The following is a 19,676-nucleotide window of genomic DNA, read 5'->3' as shown; positions in this document are numbered from 1 at the left end:
ATAAACCAAATAACCAAAAAATGAGTAAATCTCTTTTGTTAATATTCCTATTAGCGACCATTAAATTTTATTCCCAAGAAAATTACAATTCCGAATCGTATAAAATTACTTTAGGCGACCTGAGTTCTAAAACCTTTAAAAAAGACTCAACCGCTAATGCCTTTGTTATCTATGAATTTGGTAATAGTTATGTAGACAAAACAAATTTCAGATTAACAACTGAAAAAAAGCATAAAATTAAAATTCTAAATCAAGAAGGTTTTGATCAAGCAAATATTGTTATTCACTTGTACAACAGTGATGGTGGTAATTCTGAAAACGTATCAGAAATTATTGCGACCACATATAACGAATTCGATGGTCAAGTTGAATCAACGAAATTAAAAGAAGAAAATATATTTAAGGAAGTGTATGATGAGAACCACACTATAGTCAAATTTACTTTACCTAATATAAAACCCGGTTCGGTACTTACCTATGGTTATAAAATAACGTCACCATTCATGTTTAAATATCATGGTTGGGAATTTCAAGGCGATATACCAAAACTCTATAGTCAATATAATACGAGTATCCCTGGCTATTGGGATTATCATATAAAACTTGTAGGTGGTAAAAAACTAGCTGTAAACGACTCTAAGATAGAAAACACCTGTTTAGAAGTTGGTCGTGGAGGTTCTGCCGATTGTACTAATTCCACCTATGTCATGAAAGACATCCCTGCTTTTATTGAAGAAGATTATAGTACAACAAAGCAAAACTACCTGGCCCGAATAGACTATGAGTTAAAAACATTTACACGAGCAGATGCATCGGTTAAACATTATACAAAGTCATGGAAAGCTGTAGATAAAGAACTAAGATCAGACAAAGATATTGGCAGACAATTAAGAAAATCGGTTGATTTGGAAGAACTTCTAACTCCAGAAATTATAAGTGAAACAAATCCTCTAAAAAAAGCCAAAGCTATTTACAATTATGTACAAACACATTATATGTGGAATGGGGATTTCAAAATATTCAACGACGTTTCAATAAAAAACCTTATAAATAGTAAATCGGGTAACGTGTCTTCAATAAACATTTTACTACATAATTTATTAAATGAATCAGAGATTGACGCTAAACCAGTTTTTTTATCAACCAGAGAAAATGGTTTTCCAACCATCCTCTACCCAGTACTTTCAGATTACAACTATTTAATTACAAGAGTCACTATAGGAGATAAGTCCTACTTACTTGATGCTACAGATAAGTTTCTAACTTTTGGTCAAATTCCTTTTCGATGCTTAAATCAGAAAGGGCGATTATTCGATTTCAAAAATGAAAGTAAATGGATTGATTTAAAGCCAAATTCTAAAACGGCCACCTTTGTTATGGCTAAATTCAGTTTAAAAGAAAATAACCAACTTGTCGGTAAAATTAACATGAAGCAAACCGGTTATCATGCCTTAAGCAGTAAAAAAACCTTTTTTAACAATAAAGATTCTTATCTAAATGAAATCGAAGACACTCATGTAAATAGTGAAGTTTTAAACTTTGAAGCACCAAAAAATAATCCTAATAATCCAGATTTTAAAGCCAATTATGAACTTACTCATAATTTAGAAAATATTGGAGGCAACATCTATTTAAACCCTTTTTTAATTAAGTTTTTTAGTGAAAACCCTTTTAAACTTCAAGAGCGTACCTACCCTATCGATTTTGGATATTCCGATACGTATTTCTACAATATGATCCTTGATATTAACAATGAATATACCATTAAAGAACTACCTAAAGATGTTGCGTTTCAACTTCCAAACAGTACTGGTAGTTTTGTTTTAAGCACAAAAAAAGTGGGTAGCACAATTAATATTCTGTTTAAAATCAACTTCAATAAACCATTTTACGAACCCGAATATTATGATTATTTAAAAGAGTTTATGAATTTAATTGTCGATGCTCAAAATAATTCAACCATCCTAATAACAAAAAGCTAATAATCATTTATTACTTTTAACCCAAATGACGAACTCAAAAACAACCTGGAAAAAAAAGCTTCATGAAATTATTTATGAAGCCGACACTCCTGCGGGAAAGCTTTTTGATGTTATTTTACTCATCACCATCATTGCCAGTATCGTGTTGGTAATGCTCGAAAGCGTTAAAAGTATTGATGAAGAATATCATGCCTTTTTAAACATATCAGAATGGATAATTACCATCCTGTTCACCATAGAATATATCATACGCGTGGTTACGGTAAAAAAACCTATTCGCTATATATTTAGTTTTTATGGTATGATCGATTTGCTTTCTACCATTCCAAAATACATTTCATTATTTTTTGGTGGCATACACGCTCTGGCAGCATTACGCGCTCTACGTTTACTTCGCATATTTAGAATATTAAAACTAGCCCGTTATCTAGGTGCTTCTAGAAACCTTGTAAACGCACTAAAAGCCAGTCGTGCAAAAATAGCGGTGTTTCTATTTGCGGTTGTCATTATTGCGATTATTCTAGGCACAATAATGTACCTTGTTGAAGGTGAGGAAAACGGATTTACAAACATACCAAAAAGTGTGTATTGGTGTATCGTTACCCTAACCACTGTTGGGTTTGGCGATATCGCCCCACAAACCCCGTTCGGACAATTTTTGGCCTCCATCGTCATGGTTATTGGTTACGGGATTATTGCCGTGCCAACCGGTATTGTTTCTGCCGAATACACCAGTCAAAGCAATAAAAAGCCAGAACCTTCAAAATCTCAAGAACCTTTATTACATATGAACTCCCAGTCCTGTTCAAACTGTACGGCCGAGAAACATAAAGATGGCGCTCAATTTTGCTACCGTTGTGGTGAAAACCTATAAATGGATTTGGGCGTTACCACGCTCTGGCGTGGTCAGGCTTTCCGTTGCAATCTTTTTAAAGCTCTAGGGAATGTTGGCTGTTTTATTTTTGATTTTAAATAATCATATAAATTGTGTTTTTGTACTTCCATCTTTAAAAAGGATTTCCACTGCAATCCTTAACGCAGGACGTTTTTCAAAAGATATTTTTAGCTTCAAACATTTGGCGAATCCGTTTTTCAATATAACTTTACAAAATATCTAAAAACCACTATCATAAATTCAAAATCCAAATACCTCATTAGCGTTGTTGGCCCTACAGCCATTGGAAAAACAGCACTCAGCATTAAACTCGCACAACATTTTAATACCGAAATTATTTCAGCCGATTCACGGCAGTTTTTTAAAGAAATGAGTATTGGTACCGCAGCACCAACCCCAGAGGAGCGCGCTGCTGCTCCACACCATTTTATTCAGCATAAATCCATTCAAGAAAATTACAACGTAGGTGCTTTCGAAAAAGACACACTTACTTGCTTAGCGGTTTTATTCAAAAAACATGATGTTGTGGTTATGGTTGGCGGCTCGGGGCTTTATGTTGATGCCGCAGTAAAAGGGTTAGATTACTTTCCAGAAGTAGACCCAAAAATACGTGAAGGTTTAAATAATGAGTTAGAATCTAAAGGTTTAGAGTATTTACAAAACCAACTTAAAGACTTAGATCCCAAAAGTTACGACACTATTGCGATTGATAATCCGCATCGGGTAATTAGAGCCTTAGAAATTTGTATCGGAACCGAAAAACCATATGCATCATTTCTAAATAAGGGCAAAGAAAAACGTCACTTTAAGACCATAACCGTAGGCTTAAAAGCCGATAGGGAAATCATATACAACCGCATCAACCAACGTGTCGATATTATGATAGAACAAGGCTTACTTGATGAAGTAAAACGCTTAAAACCCTATCAAGATTTAAACGCTTTAAATACGGTTGGATACAAAGAGATTTTCAATTATTTAAATGGCGAATGGACTTTAGATTTTGCCATTTCAGAAATTAAAAAAAACTCACGTCGTTTTGCTAAACGCCAACTCACGTGGTTTAAAAGAAATGAAAATACCCTGTGGTTTGATTATGAAGAAAAATTAGCTACCATTACAGCGGCCCTAGAAAAGGAAATAAGGAGTTAATTTTCAGATTACTTAATAGTTACACTGCTAAATTTGGCATTCACCGTGATACTCTTATCACTATTACCGTTTCCGCTAGAAAAACTAGAAACTTGCTCTTTAGAAGCCTTTCCAGGATGCTTAAACTGCGAACGCGTTCCAGTGTATTGTAAATTCACATCTGTATCGGGCAGATTAATTACAGCGTTACTATTTTGCAAGTTCACATTTAAATTAGAAAACTTATCATTTATTTTTAAAATATTAAGATTCCCAATATTACCGTTAATAACAGCTGTTTTTAAAAGTTCATCAATTTCCACATGAGATGAAACTGCATTTAAAGTGAGCTGATTTACGGTTTCAATTCTGGCATCTTCTACATAATTAAGGTTTAGCACACCAGTATTCCAATGTTTTATAGATAACGGTGAATACGAAGCATTAATAGAAGTAAAACCTCCATTAATGCGCTCTGCTTGTAATTTTGCGTATTCTAAATTAGCATCTATATTTTCAACATTCGAAGCAAATTCAATGGCTCCGTATTTTACATTAACCTTCAGTTTAGCATGCTTGGGTATTTTAATTTTTATTGTTTTAACAGCTTTAGAATTGGAATACCCTTTTACAAGCTCTTCTATTTTCTTCTGCCTATTTTGTATTAGAATAACACGTTCTGCTTTATTTTTATCCCTGTTGTCCTTGTTTTTAATGATGATTTTACATGGCTCATTTTTCAACATTTCAGCCTCGTTTTTATGTTTATTAGCCTGTTCTTCCATGTGCTCAGCATGCGCCTCCATACGTTCGGCATGAGCTTCCATACGTTCAGCATAACGTTCGCCCCAGGCTTCCATTTTTTCAGCATATTTACTGTCTTCCCATTGTTTTTCAAAAGCTTCACCCCAAGATGCCATGTTTTTAGCAAAATCATCACCATACTGTGATTCAATTTCTTTCGCATATTTTGCCATATAGGCATCACCCTCCTTTTTATAAGCCTTGTAATCAAATTTTACAGCACCAATGTTTTTAGGCAACTTAGGTAATTTCGGAAACTTTGGTAGTTTGGGTAAATCAGGTGGTATTGGGGGTTGTGGAAGCTCTAAGTGCAAATCCAGATCCATTTCAGGCACTTCAGCCAATTCAAATTTCAATTCTTCAATAATGGCATGAACGGCTTCATCATCATAATCACCACCAGTATTATAAACCCATACATTTTTATGGTTTGCTTTTGAAGCAATCATCACCTCTTGCATGGATGCATTCACATTAATATCCCAGGTATCTAAGGCATTCTTAAGTTCTTCTTTAGTTAACTGCTCACCATTGATGTAAGCCTCTATTTCAACCACATCCTTGTTCCAAGTGTCGAAAACAATATTACAATGACTCGTGTTTAAGTCTATTTTAACCTCCTTATCAACATCGATACTCTGCTTGACTTTAGTCAGTTTTTGCTGGGCGTAAAAATTAGCCGTAGTCATGAAACAGAGCACAGTAATGATTTTATATATATTTAATTTGTTCATTTTTTGATTGTTAAATGTTTTGTTGTGAAGCATCACCAAGATCTTCACCGTTTTTTAAGATTTGTAATTGTGACCTCAAGCGGTACAATAAATTAAGGCGCAATTTTAAATTATCTATTAGCGCATTTACTGTTAGTTCACTAGGTCCAGAAGTTGATAACTCTTCTGATAATTTTTGATAGGCCCGATCCAAAACCTCCAATTGTTCTAAATAACCATCCAATAATTCCTTGGTTTCTGGCGTAGGATCGATTTTAGATAATTCTAAATTTATACTCGCCAAATAATAATCCTCAACTTTTTTAAGCCCTGGAGAAATATCACCCAAAGTCTTATTTTCAATAGGTTTTGCAGTAGCTACTTCTGTAGACGACTCCTCATTATTCTCAACTTTAAAAATCTGGAATGCCCCCATGCCCAATCCTAGAAATACCACAATAGCTGCCGCAATTTTCATCCAATTTGGATACCCTTGACTTTTTTGTGGTAATGCCTGATCCAGCTTATTTAGAAAACGAGCTTCATGACTTTCAGGCATTTCTTGGTGAGTAACCTTACTATTCTTAAATAATTCCCTAATATCTTGAGCCATTTTTTTTAACTTTTAATAATTCTTGTAACTTCCTTTTTCCTCTAGATAATTGTGTTCGTGAAGACACATTAGATATGCCTAAAATCTCTGAAATTTCTTCATGATCATAGCCTTCTATTAAATAAAGCATCACTACATATTGATATTTATCGGGTAATTTCGCAATTGCCAATTTCACATCATTTACAGTAATAGCATCATCTACCAACCATTTGCTGTCCTTTTCTGTTTCTACAACTTTTAAATGCACCTCGTTTAACTCTACGAGTTCTTGTTTTCTTGCTTTTAAAAAATCCAGACTTTTATTAACAACAATACGTTTTAACCAAGCCCCGAAAGTAACTTCAGCATGATATTGATGTAGACGGGTAAACGCGTTTATAAAAGCTTCTTGTACGACATCTTCAGCCTCAGCACTGTCTTTCACAAATCGTTTGGCAACAATGTACATCCCTTGGCAGTACTGGTTATACAACTGCATTTGTGCTTTACGATTGTTCTTTTTGCACTGTTCAATGATATCTGCTTGAAGCATGCTTTTAATTCTTTCGGTATTTGGTTTGTTCGTATTAAAGACGATCAAAAATTTAAAGTGTTGCAAAAATTACAATATTTTTATATCAACTTACAGACTAGGTTAAATAAAACTGCGTTTGCAGCTTAGTAGTTATCTCTTTTAATTTATCTTTATCACCTATTTAATGATCATACCCTATGAACACCTTTTTAAAACGCGTCTTAATTCTATTATCTGTAGTAGCCTTAGGATTATTTTTATATTCTGTTTTTGTTGAAAATATTTTCGCACCACGATTAAGTCCGGAGGATACTGTAGAATTTAAATTAAATGATTTAGAACTTGAGGTTTTCTATAACAGACCTTACAAAAAGGGTCGTGAAATTTTTGGGGCTTTAGTCCCTTTCAATCAAGTTTGGCGTACAGGAGCAAACGAGGCTACAACTTTCGAAACCAATCAAGACCTTGAAATTAATGGCATGCCATTGGCTCCAGGAAAATACACATTATGGACTGTCCCTAAAGATTCTACTTGGACTGTCATTTTCAATTCAAAACAATATAAATGGGGTGTAAATGCTGAAATGCAACCCATGTGGGACCCGAATTACGATGTCATTACGACCAACGTACCCGTTCAAAAATTGGATAATGATGTTGAGCAATTTACGATTGCATTCGATAATTCAACAGACAACCTCTTTTTAACTATGGCTTGGGATGATGTTAAAATCGCATTGCCTTTAAAATAGTATTTCAGTCTAACAGAAAAATAATTGTAAATTTAGACAAACAATTGTCTACACGTGTCTAAGCCTAAAAAGTCTTCATTACAAGAAAGTAAAGGAGTTTCAGTTTCCGAAACTACAAATACATCGGCTATTGCGGCATTTAAATCGAGGCGTCATAAAACAAGTTCTCTAAACGAACTTGCTTCAGGTATTTTAGCTAAAAACATCACGGCCTTAAGTCAGAGCATAACCCTAATTGAAAGTCAGAATCCAAAACATTTCGAACAAGCCAAAACACTTATAAAAACGTGTTTACCACACGCCAACAAATCCATTCGTATTGGTATTACTGGTGTTCCTGGTGTTGGTAAAAGTACCTTTATCGAAACCTTTGGCAAGCATTTAACTTCTCAAGGCAAACGTGTGGCTGTTTTGGCCATCGACCCGAGCAGCACCATTTCGAAAGGCAGTATTTTAGGAGACAAAACGAGAATGGGCGATTTGGTAAAAGATGACAACGTTTTTATTCGCCCATCGGCATCAGGGACGTCCCTAGGAGGTGTTGCCAGAAAAACCAGAGAATCCATTGTTTTATGTGAAGCTGCTGGTTTTGATGTGATCCTTATTGAAACGGTTGGCGTGGGGCAAAGTGAAACCACGGTTCACAGTATGGTCGATTTCTTTTTACTGCTGAAACTTCCAGGGGCAGGTGATGCACTGCAAGGAATTAAACGTGGTATAATAGAATTGGCTGATGCTATAGCCATTAATAAAGCTGATGGCGACAATCTAGATCGCGCCAAAATAGCGCAAATCGATTTTAATAGTGCGCTTCACCTCTACCCAAAAAATAAATCGGGTTGGCAACCTAAAGTTACCGTATGTAGTGCACTGAGAAAAGAAGGCATTGATGCTATTTGGAAACAGATTTTAGATTATGTGCGCATCACTACAGAAAACAACTATTTTATAAAAAAACGCAACCAGCAAAATAAATTCTGGCTTATACAAACTATAGAGCACCAATTATCGTCCCAATTTTTTAATAATCCTGAAATAGAAGCAGCCTTAAATGCACAAATTCAGCTGTTAGAAAATAATAAAACTACACCTTTTGCTGCCGCGGAATTACTGCTAAAAATGAGCTCTTAATTTCTAGCGTATCGCTTCAATAAATACTGAGCAAGGAAATAAAACAAGGTCCCAGCAATAACCCCGAAGGTGAGTCCGCAAAGTAAATCTAAAGGGTAATGTACACCAACATAAATTCGACTATACGCCACAATTAAACTCCAACCTATTAAAATAATCATGAGGTATTTATAGTATGGTTTTAACATGAGCCCTGCAAAAATAGCAGCTGCCATAGAGTTTGATGCATGACCAGAGAAAAATCCATATTTACCGCAACGCACCGCTATAAAACGCACCTGATCTGCAATACTTGGTTCTCCACAAGGGCGTAAACGCTGAAATCCACGTTTAAAAGCATTGGTTGTTTGATCGGTAAACGTAATCATTAAGGCAATAACAACAGCAACAATAAGTAAAGTTTTAAGTCCGAATTTCTTATAAATCAAATACAATAAGATGGCATAAAGCGGAACAAAAGTGAGTTCTGCCGTAATGATAAGCCAAAGGTTGTCCCATGATGAAGATCCTAGGTTATTTAAGTATAAAAATAATTCGGTGTCGTACTTTAATAAATCTTCAATCATAATAAAAATTAGTCTTCGTATTGCGCTACTTCATTATCGTAAAAGTCACTAGCCAATTTAATAGCATTTTCAGTTTCAGATTCTAATTCTTTTTGGTCTTCGGCATCAAAATCTTCAAACCATTCCACCTCGTCATTTTCAAGGTTGATTATGAAACGTGGAAATTCGGTATGAATAACATAAATAGCATTTGGAAATTCGGTATTATCACCTAAAATAAACTTTGGAAGACTCATTTTTCTTATGATTTGTTGTTTGACAAAATTAACCTTTTCGTTAAATAATTAAACCTTATATACAATAAAATCGCAGCAGTCGTTAATCCTGCTAAAAGCCCGATCCAAATACCAAAACTCCCATAGGCATCTTCTTTCCCTAAATACCAAGAGATTGGAAACCCGATGAGCCAATACGAAATAAAGGTTATAATAGTTGGTATTTTCACATCCTGTAAGCCACGTAACGCTCCTAAAACCATCACTTGAATACTATCACTAATTTGAAAAATCGCGGCGGCTATCAATAATTTTGAAGCAATTCCTACCACCTCTTTGTTATCTAAAAGATTTTTAGCATCATCATAATCTACATAAATTTTAGGCAATTCTGTATGAAAAACGAAGAATATGATAGCGAAAACTGTTGCCAATAATACACTCATTAAAAATAATGAAAAAGCAATACGGCGTAATTCAAAATAGGCTTTCAATCCTTTTTGATTTCCCACACGTATCATAGCTGCTACACTTAAACCGGTGGCTACCATAAAGGTCATTGAACTCAAATTTAAAGCAATTTGATTGGCCGCTTGCGGATTTTTACCTAATAAACCACTAAGCCATATCGCCGATGTAAAAATCGCCACTTCAAAAAACATTTGCATGGCACTTGGCGCCCCCAAATCAAGCAGTTTTCTAAGCATGAGTTTATCTAAAATGAAGAACTTGATGTTTGTTACATAAGCCTTCGATTTCTCCTTTCCTTTAAGTAGGTACCATATGTACCACACCATAACAATCCTAGAAATTAAGGTACCATATGCCGCTCCTACAAGTCCGTACTCAGGAAAACCAAATTTCCCAAAGATGAAAAGGTAATTTAAAACAATGTTTATCACGTTTCCAATAAGCGTTGCATACATCGGGTATCTGGTCATGGACATCCCATCACTAAACTGCTTAAACCCCTGAAAAACAACCAATGGTATTAGGGAAAAAGCCACCAAATCTAGATAAGGAATAGCCAATTCTACAACCTCAACGGGCTGTTTCATTAAATACATTAAAGGTTTCGCAAAAAGGACTAAAAGAAAAAGTATTATACCGATAACCGTACATAAAAACAAACCATTTTTAAAGGCCGACTTGCCATTGGTAAAATCATTAGCGGCATCGTACTCTGCAATTAAAGGTGTTATAGCTGTTGAAAAACCTATCCCTAGAGACATGGCAATAAACATAAAACTATTCCCTAAAGATACTGCTGCAAGCTCGGCTGTTCCTAGTTGCCCAACCATGATATTATCTACAAAACTCACAAAAGTATGCCCGAGCATACCCAACATCACTGGTGCAGCGAGTTGCCAATTGTATTTAAATTCTTTAGTGTATTGCGATAATTGCATGCTGCAAAAGTAGCCTTATTTTACGGGAATCTAGGAAAACTATAAAAAGTAAAAAGCAGATTATTTCACTTAATTGATATTCAGATTTTGATTTTTAGCTTGTTCAAATTCTTTAACAATGGCTTTAACAAGCTCTGAAACTGGTTTTATATCATGTATCATTCCTGAAATTTGCCCTATTTCCAATTCACCCTCAATTAAATCGCCTTCAAACATACCTTTTTTAGCTCGGGCTCTTCCTAATAAAGTTTTAAGATCCTGAATGGTTGGAGCTGATTTGTATAAATCTTGAACCTGATTGAAGAAGTTATTTTTCAACAATCTTACCGGAGCCAGTTCTTTTAAAGTGAGTTGGGTATCACCTTCTTTAGCTTCAACAACAGCGTTTTTAAAAGCTTGGTGTGCAGAGCTTTCTTCGCTAGCCACAAACCTACTACCAATTTGCACCCCATCGGCTCCTAAAATCATAGTCGCCAACATAGCTCTCCCGGTAGCAATACCTCCAGCAGCAATTAAAGGAATTTTAACCTGCTCTTTTACCATGGGAATCAAAGTTAAAGTGGTTGTTTCGTCCCTTCCATTATGTCCTCCAGCTTCAAAACCTTCAGCTACAATAGCATCAACACCAGACTCTTGCGCTTTTAAAGCAAACTTCACACTGCTAACCACATGCACGACGGTCACACCACGTTCTTGCAACCAGGACGTCCATGTTTTAGGGTTTCCTGCGGAAGTAAATACTACTTTCACGCCTTCTTCAATAATAATGTCCATAATTTCTTGAACATTTGGATAAAGCATAGGTACATTAACACCAAAAGGCCTATCAGTCGCTTTTTTACATTTCTGAATATGTTCACGCAGCACTTCTGGATACATAGACCCTGCGCCTATAAGTCCTAAAATACCAGAATTACTGGCTGCCGATGCGAGGCGCCAACCACTATTCCAAACCATACCTGCTTGAATGATTGGATATTTTATATTGAATAATTCAGTGATGCGATTCATTACTTTTTTATGATTTTAAAGGATCTCGTTTCATTTTCTAATTGAATTTCACCTAAATACAGTCCTTGCGGCAAATGGCTTATTGAAACTCCTTTTTTATTATTCACAACAGTTTCTAAAACCAAAACGCCCAATACATTAAATAACTTTAACTGTGCTTCACTTTCATCTGTACCAAAATCTATAAACAAATTTGAGTTTACGGGGTTCGGATATATTTTAAAAGCCAAGCTATTGAATTCAATACTCGACAAGCCCTTTTGTAAAGCTTGATATAAATCTGGAATACCATAACCCAATTGATAATCTGGTGTATTAAACTGCGATCCAGCCCCTCTAACTAAGCCCATTATTTCTGTTGGCGTTTTATTAGGGAGTGCTTGCATTAAGCAGGCCACACCTCCCGCCATTATTGGTCCGCTAAAAGAAGTCCCGTTATTTTGAACCATAACATCATTCCTATTAATAAGGTTCGATCTATATCCTTTAGCCACAACATCTGGTTTTTGAGACGGTTGTATCGAACTACCTATAGAACTGAAACTTGCGTATTGCCCCGAGGCATCTACGGCTCCAACCGATAAAACATTAGGAGAATCTGCAGGCGCGCCAACACCCGAATTCCCCGAGTTCCCAGCTGAAGTCACTAACAGTAAACCTTTTTCAAAGGCTATGTTAGATCCTCTTGTTATAAAAGCGGTGTTGCCATCCATAGCGTCACTTGTATAGGTATAATTCGGGTAATTAGGTCCGTAATCCTGATACCCCAATGAGGTATTTATAATATCAACACCTAAACTATCTGCACGTTCGGCGGCTTCAACCCAATAACTTTCTTCAACAGGGTTTTCATCCTTTCCATCCTCGGTTCTAAATAAATAGTACGTCGCATCTGGAGCTGTACCTACATATTCATTTGTAACAAAACCTGCCATACAACTTAAAACCTGAGTACCGTGACTAATACTTCCACTAGGTGGTGTATAAGCGTAAACATCATAGGTACCATCAACGAAATCATAACCACCTTTTAAGTCGCCAGCAGTTCTTAAACGTTGAAAAGCAGTCATGGTATTCACGTTTGTAAAGGCCGCATCCAATACTGCAATAGTAATGCCTTCTCCCGTAAAATCATTTTGATGTAATTGATCGACTTGAATCATTTCTACTTGATTTTGCGTATTTCCATAAACAAAATCAACGGTTTCATTTTCTAAGCTGAATTTATCTGAGACCTGAGCTGATTTAGAATATACCCTTCTTTTAGCATTTAAACGTTTATCTGCAAAATCGATAGCATCTATAAACGATAATGATGGATTAGAATTTAAATTATCGATGTCCGTTTTTAAACCTCGAACATGAACCGCATTATACCATTTAGATTTGGCTAAAACTGAAATTCCAGAAGTATTTTTTAATTGGGCGATGTAGTTTTCATTAACAGGAACATCTCTAAAATCAATAGCTATACCCGCTTTCCTTTTTCTGTCAATAGCTTTTTGAGAAAGTATGCTTATTGGATTGTTTATAGATGCTGAAACATTTTCCTTATCCACAAAGTAAACCCAAGCATCTTGAACCTGGGCGAAAACGGCACATTGAAAAAGAAGAACACTTAAATACAGAAGCTTTTTTTTCATAGTCAAAAGATTAGGTGATGCTAAATTACGAAATTACTCCCGAACCAATAAGTTCGTCCTCGAGGTACCATGCCACAAATTGCCCTTCAGTAATCGCCGATTGAAAGTTTTCAAAAGACACATACATGCCATTTTCTACTTTATATAGTGTTGCTGGTTCTAAGGCCTGTCTGTAACGAATTCTAGCTTGAACTTCCATGGTTTCTCCAGTGTTTAAAGCCAAATCTTCACGTACCCAATGTAATTCTTCTTGACTCACAAAAAGCGCTTTTTTGTATAAACCTGGGTGTTCCTTCCCTTGACCTGTATAAATGACGTTTTCTTCAACATTGGTATCAATAACAAATAAAGGTTCTACAGTACCGCCAACACCTAAACCTTTACGTTGTCCTTTTGTAAAATAATGAGCCCCTTGATGTTTACCAACTATTTTTCCTAAATCAACCGTATAGTTAATTTTACGAGATAAATAGGCTAATTTTTCTTCTACGGAATTGAATGCTGGTTCCTCACTATCATAAACTGTCTGGTCGCTAGGTACTTCAACAATTACTCCTTCTTTAGGTTTTAATTGTTGTTGAAGAAAATCTGGAAGCTTTACTTTCCCTATGAAACAAAGTCCTTGAGAATCTTTTTTATCGGCCGTTACTAAATCTAATTTTGTTGCAATTTCACGAACCTCAGGTTTTGTGAGCTCTCCAATAGGAAATAATGATTTTGCTAATTGCGCTTGTGATAACTGACATAAAAAGTACGACTGATCTTTATTACCATCTACACCTGCCAGTAACTGGTAAATAGCTTCACCATCCTTCTGAATGGTTCCCTTTCTACAATAATGCCCCGTTGCAACATAATCTGCACCTAAATCTAAGGCAATTTTCATGAACACATCAAACTTAATTTCACGATTACATAAAACATCTGGATTTGGTGTTCTACCTTTTTCGTATTCATTAAACATGTAATCAACAATACGTTCTTTATACTGCTCGCTTAAATCGACCGTTTGAAATGGAATACCTAATTTTTCTGCGACCAACATCGCATCATTACTATCATCTAACCACGGACATTCATTAGAAATCGTAACCGAATCGTCGTGCCAGTTTTTCATAAACAAACCAATAACTTCATAGCCCTGCTCCTTTAGCAAGTATGCCGCTACACTAGAATCTACGCCGCCAGAAAGGCCAATAATTACTCGTTTCATACTTAAAAAATTAGGGCACAAAGATACATATAATTACAAGATTTACATCTACCAAACGATTATCTCAAACACAATAAAATCAACAATATTTTAACATTTTAATAAATAAATCACTAATAAAGTTGTTATTTCATATATTAATTGATATATTTATACGACATCAATAGTAATATTAGAACTACACCAACAAAATAAATTTAATTTTTGAGTGTTATTTCTTACAAATTTATTATATTTACTAAAGATGCAGATTTAACATGAGTCGTTTAAAATAAAACAAATAAGCTCACCAAAAATTATGTGAGTAGTTTTGAAATAATACAAGAGGTGGTAAAACGCATCTCTTTTGAAAAAGAAAAGTTAGTTAGTTAGTTTTGGTTTGTTAGTTTGTAGACAATATTCACTCTTTCCTTCCTCGGATTATTGTCTATAAAAAAAGAGAACTCCTTATAATTAAGGAGTTTTTTTTGTGCGTTTAGCTGTATATGAAAAGTTCTTTTCCTTAACCAATGCCCCGTTTTTATAGAACTTCCATACCCCTGTTTTCTTGCCTCTTTTAAACACGCCTTCCGATACTAATTGTCCTTTGGGGTTATAGGATTTAGAAACCCCATGAAGTTCATCATTTTCATAGGTGCTTTCGGTGAGCACCTTATTGCGATCTGTATAAGAGTATGCTTTACCTTCTAACTTACCATTGCTGTATTGTTTTTTTTCCGCAACAGCGCCATTCGGATAATACACCAAACGTTCACCTATTAGTTCTCCATTACTATTATAAGTTTCAACAGTTAATATCTTTTTTGAATTTTTCTGATAGTATTTCCAAGTTCCAATATGTAATTTACCATTCATTTGGCCTTCACTAATTACTTTTCCATTGGATGCTAAAAACTTAACCTCGGCGCTATGTGTCGTATCATTAAATAATTTTGTTGCCGATAATACAGCTTTCTTCTTGTATTTTTTATAAAACTTAAACAAGCCAACTTCTTTCCCGTGTTTAAATTGACCTTCATACCTTAAGATTTTCGTGTCTTCAAAATACTTTTTCCAAACACCGTTGCGCTTACCTTCTGCATCAAATTGATTAATGCCCTGCGCAAAAACATGATGACTTATAAATAAGACAATCAATAAGCTCAATATCCTTTTCATAATTTAAATTATTTATAACGCTTTCGCGGAAATTATACATTACTAACGGATGATCACGTTAATTCTTATAACAAAATAAGAGGCTGTCTAAAAAGTAAAGTTTTGTCAACCTGAACTTGCAGAATGACGCACTTTAATACTTTTTGGACAGCCTCCTTAAAAATATATCAAATGGTATTATTTACCTTTTTTCTGAGCTTTTTGTTGGGCTTCAGCCTGCTCCATCATATCAGCCATTTTCTTTTGGAAACGGTTTTGTTTCTTAGGCTTTTTCTTATTCTCTTGAATCTGTGCATGAATTTTATCTTCATCAAGAATAAAATTCTTTATCACTAAGATAATACCGATACTAATTAAGTTTGAAATAAAGTAATACAAACTTAAACCAGAGGCGTAATTATTAAAGAAAAATAACATCATGATAGGTGAGAAATACATCATGTATTTCATCATCTTAGCCATATCAGGCATACCTTCTTGCTGTGGTTGAGCCGCTTGCATATTCTGCCCTGTTGTTAAACGCATGTAAAAGAAAATAGCAATAGACGCTAAAATGGGAAACAAACTTACGTGACTACCATAAAAAGGAATATTAAAAGGTAATTCTGCAATAACATCATAAGATGATAAATCGTCTACCCAAAGGAAAGGTTTTTGTCTCAAATCGAAAGCCGATGGGAAAAACTGAAATAAGGCGTAGAATACAGGTAATTGCACCAAAGCTGGTAAACAACCCGCCATTGGACTAGCTCCTGCCTTATTTTGTAAGGCCATTGTTTCCTGTTGCGCTTTCATTTTATTGTTCTTGTGCTTTTCACGAATCTCATCCAATTCAGGCTTTAAAATTTTCATCTTAGCCTGAGATAAGAATTGTTTGTATTGCACGAAAGACAATAATATTTTCACCATGATCGTCATCACCACAATAGCAATTCCATAAGGCATAAATCCTCCAAGGAAACCAAACAACGGCATGAAAATATAACGGTTTATCCAACCGAAAATCCCCCAACCAAAAGGCACTAATTCATCAAGGTTTCTATCGTAAGCATTTAAGATATCAAAATCATTCGGACCGAAATACCAATCCATCGATTCGTTAATTTCACCACCTTGTAAAACTAAAGGCATTTTAGCTGCAAAATCTTTGGTGTAAACGGTATCTACAACCTCATCATCAACAAGGTTAACCGTTTTAATATTTGCTGTCTTAAAGCCTTTTTCATTTAATAAAACCGAAGAAAAGAAATGTTGCTTGAAGCCAATCCAAGTTGCATCTTCTATATCCTTATCGGCATCTCTAGCCCCTGTATAGTTAGCTTTACCGCCTTCATATTCATAATGCACATCGGTATATCTATTTTCATAAGTGATACTCTTCGCATGGCGGAATCCTTTAATTTTCCAATCTAAATTAATTTCAGAAGAACTATTGATAACACTACCTAATCCTTGCGAACGTACCGAAAAATCGATCATGTAATCTCCTTCTTTAATTTCGTATCGGTATTCTAAAAACTTACTTTCAGAAACTTTAAGTTTCATAGAAACCACAGTTACATCACCGTTTTTAGTCACTTCGGGAACAAATGGCAAATCTTTTGTGTTTAAGATGCGACTATCTGTAGTACCAAAATTAATATTGAACGATGCGTTTTTATCTTGAAGTAAATAAATAGGAAGCGAATCGTAATCTACAAATTGCTTTAGGCGCACTTCTGAAAGATACCCACCTTTACTGTCGAATTTCAATTCAAATAAATCACTTTCAACCGTAGTTTCTCCACCTTTAGATTGCATCGCCGAATAAGCAAAAGCACCTAATTTATTCTTTAATTCAATTTGCTGTAAGGAATCTACACCAGCACCCGCAACATAATCTGAAGCAGTGGTTACCGCTGTTTCTTGATCTGTTTTAGCTTTTTGCTCTGATGCTACGTATTCTTCTTTAGCTTTCTTTTGGGCTTCAATTTCCTCTGGTGTTGGCTGATTTTGCCATAACATGTAACCCAGGATACCGAATATAAGTACAAAACCTATTATCGAATTAAGATCTAATTTTTTTTCTTCCATATTTTAATTAGTGTCATTTTAATCGTTTTAACAGAAATAAATAAGAGTTTATCTATAATTAAAATGACGAAGTATTTGTTATAATCTTTAATTGGTTATCAATAAACTATCCAATTTTATTTTTTTGCCATACTGGCACTTCTTTTTTCTCTACTGTTTGTTAAAGCTGCCTTTACAAAAGCCACAAATAATGGATGCGGGTTGGCAACAGTACTTTTATATTCTGGGTGGTATTGCACACCTATAAACCATGGGTGTTCTGGAATTTCTACAATCTCTACCAAACCAGTATCTGGGTTTAATCCAGTTGCTTTCATACCTGCAGCATCCAATTGGTCCTTATATTTCCCATTAAATTCGTAACGGTGTCTGTGACGCTCGCTAATGCTTTCTGCTTTGTAAATATCACGAATGGCAGATCCTAATTTTAAGTCACAAGCCCATGCTCCTAAACGCATCGTACCACCTTTATCGGTAATTGTTTTTTGATCTTCCATCAAATCAATTACAGGGTTTTTTGTCGTTGAATTCATTTCAGAAGATGCTGCATCTTCAATACCTAGAACGTTTCTAGCGAATTCAATAACCGCCATTTGCATACCTAAACAAATCCCTAAGAAAGGCACATTGTTTTCTCTTACGTATTGAACGGCATCAATTTTACCATCAATGCCACGCTCTCCAAATCCTGGAGCTACTAAAACACCGTCTAAATGGCCTAGTTTCAAATGCGCATTATCTTTATTTATATATTCTGAATGTACAGATTCAACTTTTACTTTAACTTCATTTTCGGCTCCAGCGTGAATGAAAGCTTCTAAAATAGATTTATATGAATCTTGTAATTCTACGTACTTTCCAATTAACCCGATAGTGATTTCAGATTTCGGATTTTTATGACGGTGTACAAATTGATTCCACCTTTCTATATCTGGCACATCACTTTTAAGTGCTAATTTCTCAAGAACTACCTTATCTAAACCTTCCTCTAGCATTAAGTTAGGCACATCATAAATAGTAGACGCATCAATAGATTGAATAACTGCATTTTCCTTTACGTTACAGAATAAGGCCAATTTACGACGTAAATCTTTTGGTAAGTTATGCTCCGTTCTACAAACTAAAATATCTGCTTGAACACCACTTTCCATTAAGGTTTTCACACTGTGTTGTGTTGGTTTTGTTTTTAACTCGCCTGCAGCAGATAAAAATGGCACTAAAGTTAAATGAATAACAATACCGTTATCTTCTCCCAAATCCCAACGTAACTGACGTACAGCTTCAATGTATGGTAAGGACTCAATATCACCTACTGTTCCACCTATTTCGGTAATCACGATATCATAATCGCCAGATTTACCTAAAATTTGTATACGTTCTTTAATTTCATCGGTAATATGAGGAACCACCTGAACTGTTTTTCCTAAAAACTCTCCACGACGCTCTTTTTCAATAACACTTTGGTAAATTCTACCTGTTGTCACGTTATTCGCTTGGCTGGTGGCACGGTTTAAAAAACGCTCGTAGTGTCCTAAATCTAAATCGGTTTCGGCACCATCTTCAGTCACATAACATTCGCCATGTTCGTAAGGATTTAACGTCCCTGGATCAACGTTTATATACGGATCTAATTTTTGAATGGTAACTCGGTAACCCTGAGCTTGTAACAGTTTAGCTAGAGATGCTGCTATAATTCCTTTACCTAAGGAAGATGTAACTCCACCGGTTACAAAGATGTATTTTGTAGTACTTGTCATGTTGCGCTTTTAAACGCAGGCAAATTTACGAAATTTTAATAGTTATTTCCGCGGTTATTGCAAACAATATTTCAGGAGTGAATTTATAGCGAT

17 protein-coding genes are annotated in these 19,676 nt (G+C 35.2%); 5 read left to right on the top strand and 12 right to left on the bottom strand.

What is annotated here, in order from left to right:
* The first annotated feature begins 20 nt into the window (after positions 1-20).
* The 3 genes from KO493_RS12360 to miaA all read left to right on the top strand — a co-directional run bounded on the left by KO493_RS12360 (position 21) and on the right by miaA (position 4,029).
* On the top strand, positions 21-1,982 hold the full coding sequence (locus tag KO493_RS12360) for a transglutaminase domain-containing protein (RefSeq protein ID WP_216068276.1): 1,962 nt from the start codon (positions 21-23) through the stop codon (positions 1,980-1,982).
* 25 nt (positions 1,983-2,007) lie between these two features.
* Positions 2,008-2,856 (top strand): ion transporter, encoded by an 849-nt coding sequence (locus tag KO493_RS12355; RefSeq protein WP_216068275.1) that lies wholly within the window; start codon positions 2,008-2,010, stop codon positions 2,854-2,856.
* 255 nt (positions 2,857-3,111) lie between these two features.
* Positions 3,112-4,029: a tRNA (adenosine(37)-N6)-dimethylallyltransferase MiaA gene (miaA, locus tag KO493_RS12350; protein ID WP_216068512.1), complete on the top strand. Its 918-nt coding sequence runs from the start codon at positions 3,112-3,114 to the stop codon at positions 4,027-4,029.
* Positions 4,030-4,037: 8 nt separating this feature from the next.
* On the opposite strand, the gene KO493_RS12345 is transcribed toward miaA, so the two are convergent.
* From KO493_RS12345 to KO493_RS12335, 3 genes are read right to left on the bottom strand one after another with little or no spacing between them, the layout of a single operon-like run.
* Complete coding sequence (locus tag KO493_RS12345) at positions 4,038-5,546, bottom strand: hypothetical protein (RefSeq protein WP_216068274.1); 1,509 nt, start codon at positions 5,544-5,546, stop codon at positions 4,038-4,040.
* Positions 5,547-5,556: 10 nt separating this feature from the next.
* Positions 5,557-6,138 carry a hypothetical protein gene (locus tag KO493_RS12340; RefSeq protein WP_216068273.1) on the bottom strand — a complete coding sequence of 194 codons (582 nt, stop codon included), beginning with the start codon at positions 6,136-6,138 and terminating at the stop codon, positions 5,557-5,559.
* Positions 6,122-6,673, bottom strand: coding sequence for an RNA polymerase sigma factor (locus KO493_RS12335; RefSeq protein ID WP_216068272.1), 552 nt, complete (start codon positions 6,671-6,673; stop codon positions 6,122-6,124). The genes KO493_RS12340 and KO493_RS12335 overlap by 17 nt, the downstream gene beginning before the upstream one ends.
* A 179-nt stretch (positions 6,674-6,852) precedes the next feature.
* Between KO493_RS12335 and KO493_RS12330 the strand changes: the two genes are divergently transcribed.
* Both KO493_RS12330 and meaB read left to right on the top strand, forming a co-directional pair.
* Positions 6,853-7,407, top strand: a complete 555-nt coding sequence (locus tag KO493_RS12330; RefSeq protein WP_216068271.1) for a DUF2911 domain-containing protein — start codon at positions 6,853-6,855, stop codon at positions 7,405-7,407.
* Positions 7,408-7,461: 54 nt separating this feature from the next.
* Positions 7,462-8,538, top strand: coding sequence for a methylmalonyl Co-A mutase-associated GTPase MeaB (gene meaB / locus KO493_RS12325; protein WP_216068270.1), 1,077 nt, complete (start codon positions 7,462-7,464; stop codon positions 8,536-8,538).
* On the opposite strand, the gene KO493_RS12320 is transcribed toward meaB, so the two are convergent.
* The 9 genes from KO493_RS12320 to KO493_RS12280 all read right to left on the bottom strand — a co-directional run bounded on the left by KO493_RS12320 (position 8,535) and on the right by KO493_RS12280 (position 19,583).
* Positions 8,535-9,104 carry a phosphatase PAP2 family protein gene (locus KO493_RS12320; RefSeq protein ID WP_216068269.1) on the bottom strand — a complete coding sequence of 190 codons (570 nt, stop codon included), beginning with the start codon at positions 9,102-9,104 and terminating at the stop codon, positions 8,535-8,537. The two genes, meaB and KO493_RS12320, sit on opposite strands and share 4 nt — an antisense overlap.
* Positions 9,105-9,112: 8 nt before the next feature.
* Positions 9,113-9,340 (bottom strand): hypothetical protein, encoded by a 228-nt coding sequence (locus KO493_RS12315; protein ID WP_216068268.1) that lies wholly within the window; start codon positions 9,338-9,340, stop codon positions 9,113-9,115.
* A gap of 5 nt (positions 9,341-9,345) precedes the next feature.
* Positions 9,346-10,728 carry an MATE family efflux transporter gene (locus KO493_RS12310; protein ID WP_216068267.1) on the bottom strand — a complete coding sequence of 461 codons (1,383 nt, stop codon included), beginning with the start codon at positions 10,726-10,728 and terminating at the stop codon, positions 9,346-9,348.
* Positions 10,729-10,797: 69 nt separating this feature from the next.
* Complete coding sequence (locus KO493_RS12305; RefSeq protein WP_216068266.1) at positions 10,798-11,739, bottom strand: NAD(P)H-dependent flavin oxidoreductase; 942 nt, start codon at positions 11,737-11,739, stop codon at positions 10,798-10,800.
* Complete coding sequence (locus KO493_RS12300) at positions 11,739-13,382, bottom strand: S8 family serine peptidase (RefSeq protein ID WP_216068265.1); 1,644 nt, start codon at positions 13,380-13,382, stop codon at positions 11,739-11,741. The genes KO493_RS12305 and KO493_RS12300 overlap by 1 nt, the downstream gene beginning before the upstream one ends.
* A gap of 25 nt (positions 13,383-13,407) precedes the next feature.
* On the bottom strand, positions 13,408-14,595 hold the full coding sequence (gene mnmA, locus KO493_RS12295; RefSeq protein ID WP_216068264.1) for a tRNA 2-thiouridine(34) synthase MnmA: 1,188 nt from the start codon (positions 14,593-14,595) through the stop codon (positions 13,408-13,410).
* Positions 14,596-15,048: 453 nt separating this feature from the next.
* Positions 15,049-15,753 (bottom strand): toxin-antitoxin system YwqK family antitoxin, encoded by a 705-nt coding sequence (locus KO493_RS12290; protein WP_216068263.1) that lies wholly within the window; start codon positions 15,751-15,753, stop codon positions 15,049-15,051.
* A 177-nt stretch (positions 15,754-15,930) separates the two neighbouring features.
* Positions 15,931-17,826, bottom strand: coding sequence for a membrane protein insertase YidC (gene yidC / locus KO493_RS12285; RefSeq protein ID WP_216068262.1), 1,896 nt, complete (start codon positions 17,824-17,826; stop codon positions 15,931-15,933).
* 116 nt (positions 17,827-17,942) lie between these two features.
* Entirely contained in the window at positions 17,943-19,583 is a 1,641-nt protein-coding gene (locus KO493_RS12280; protein WP_216068261.1) for a CTP synthase, read from the bottom strand.
* Positions 19,584-19,676 lie beyond the last annotated feature (93 nt).

The organism is Pseudotamlana agarivorans, assembly GCF_018860245.1.
Taxonomy (GTDB): Bacteria; Bacteroidota; Bacteroidia; order Flavobacteriales; family Flavobacteriaceae; genus Pseudotamlana; species Pseudotamlana agarivorans_A.
This window is presented reverse-complemented; position numbering and strand designations above follow the sequence as displayed.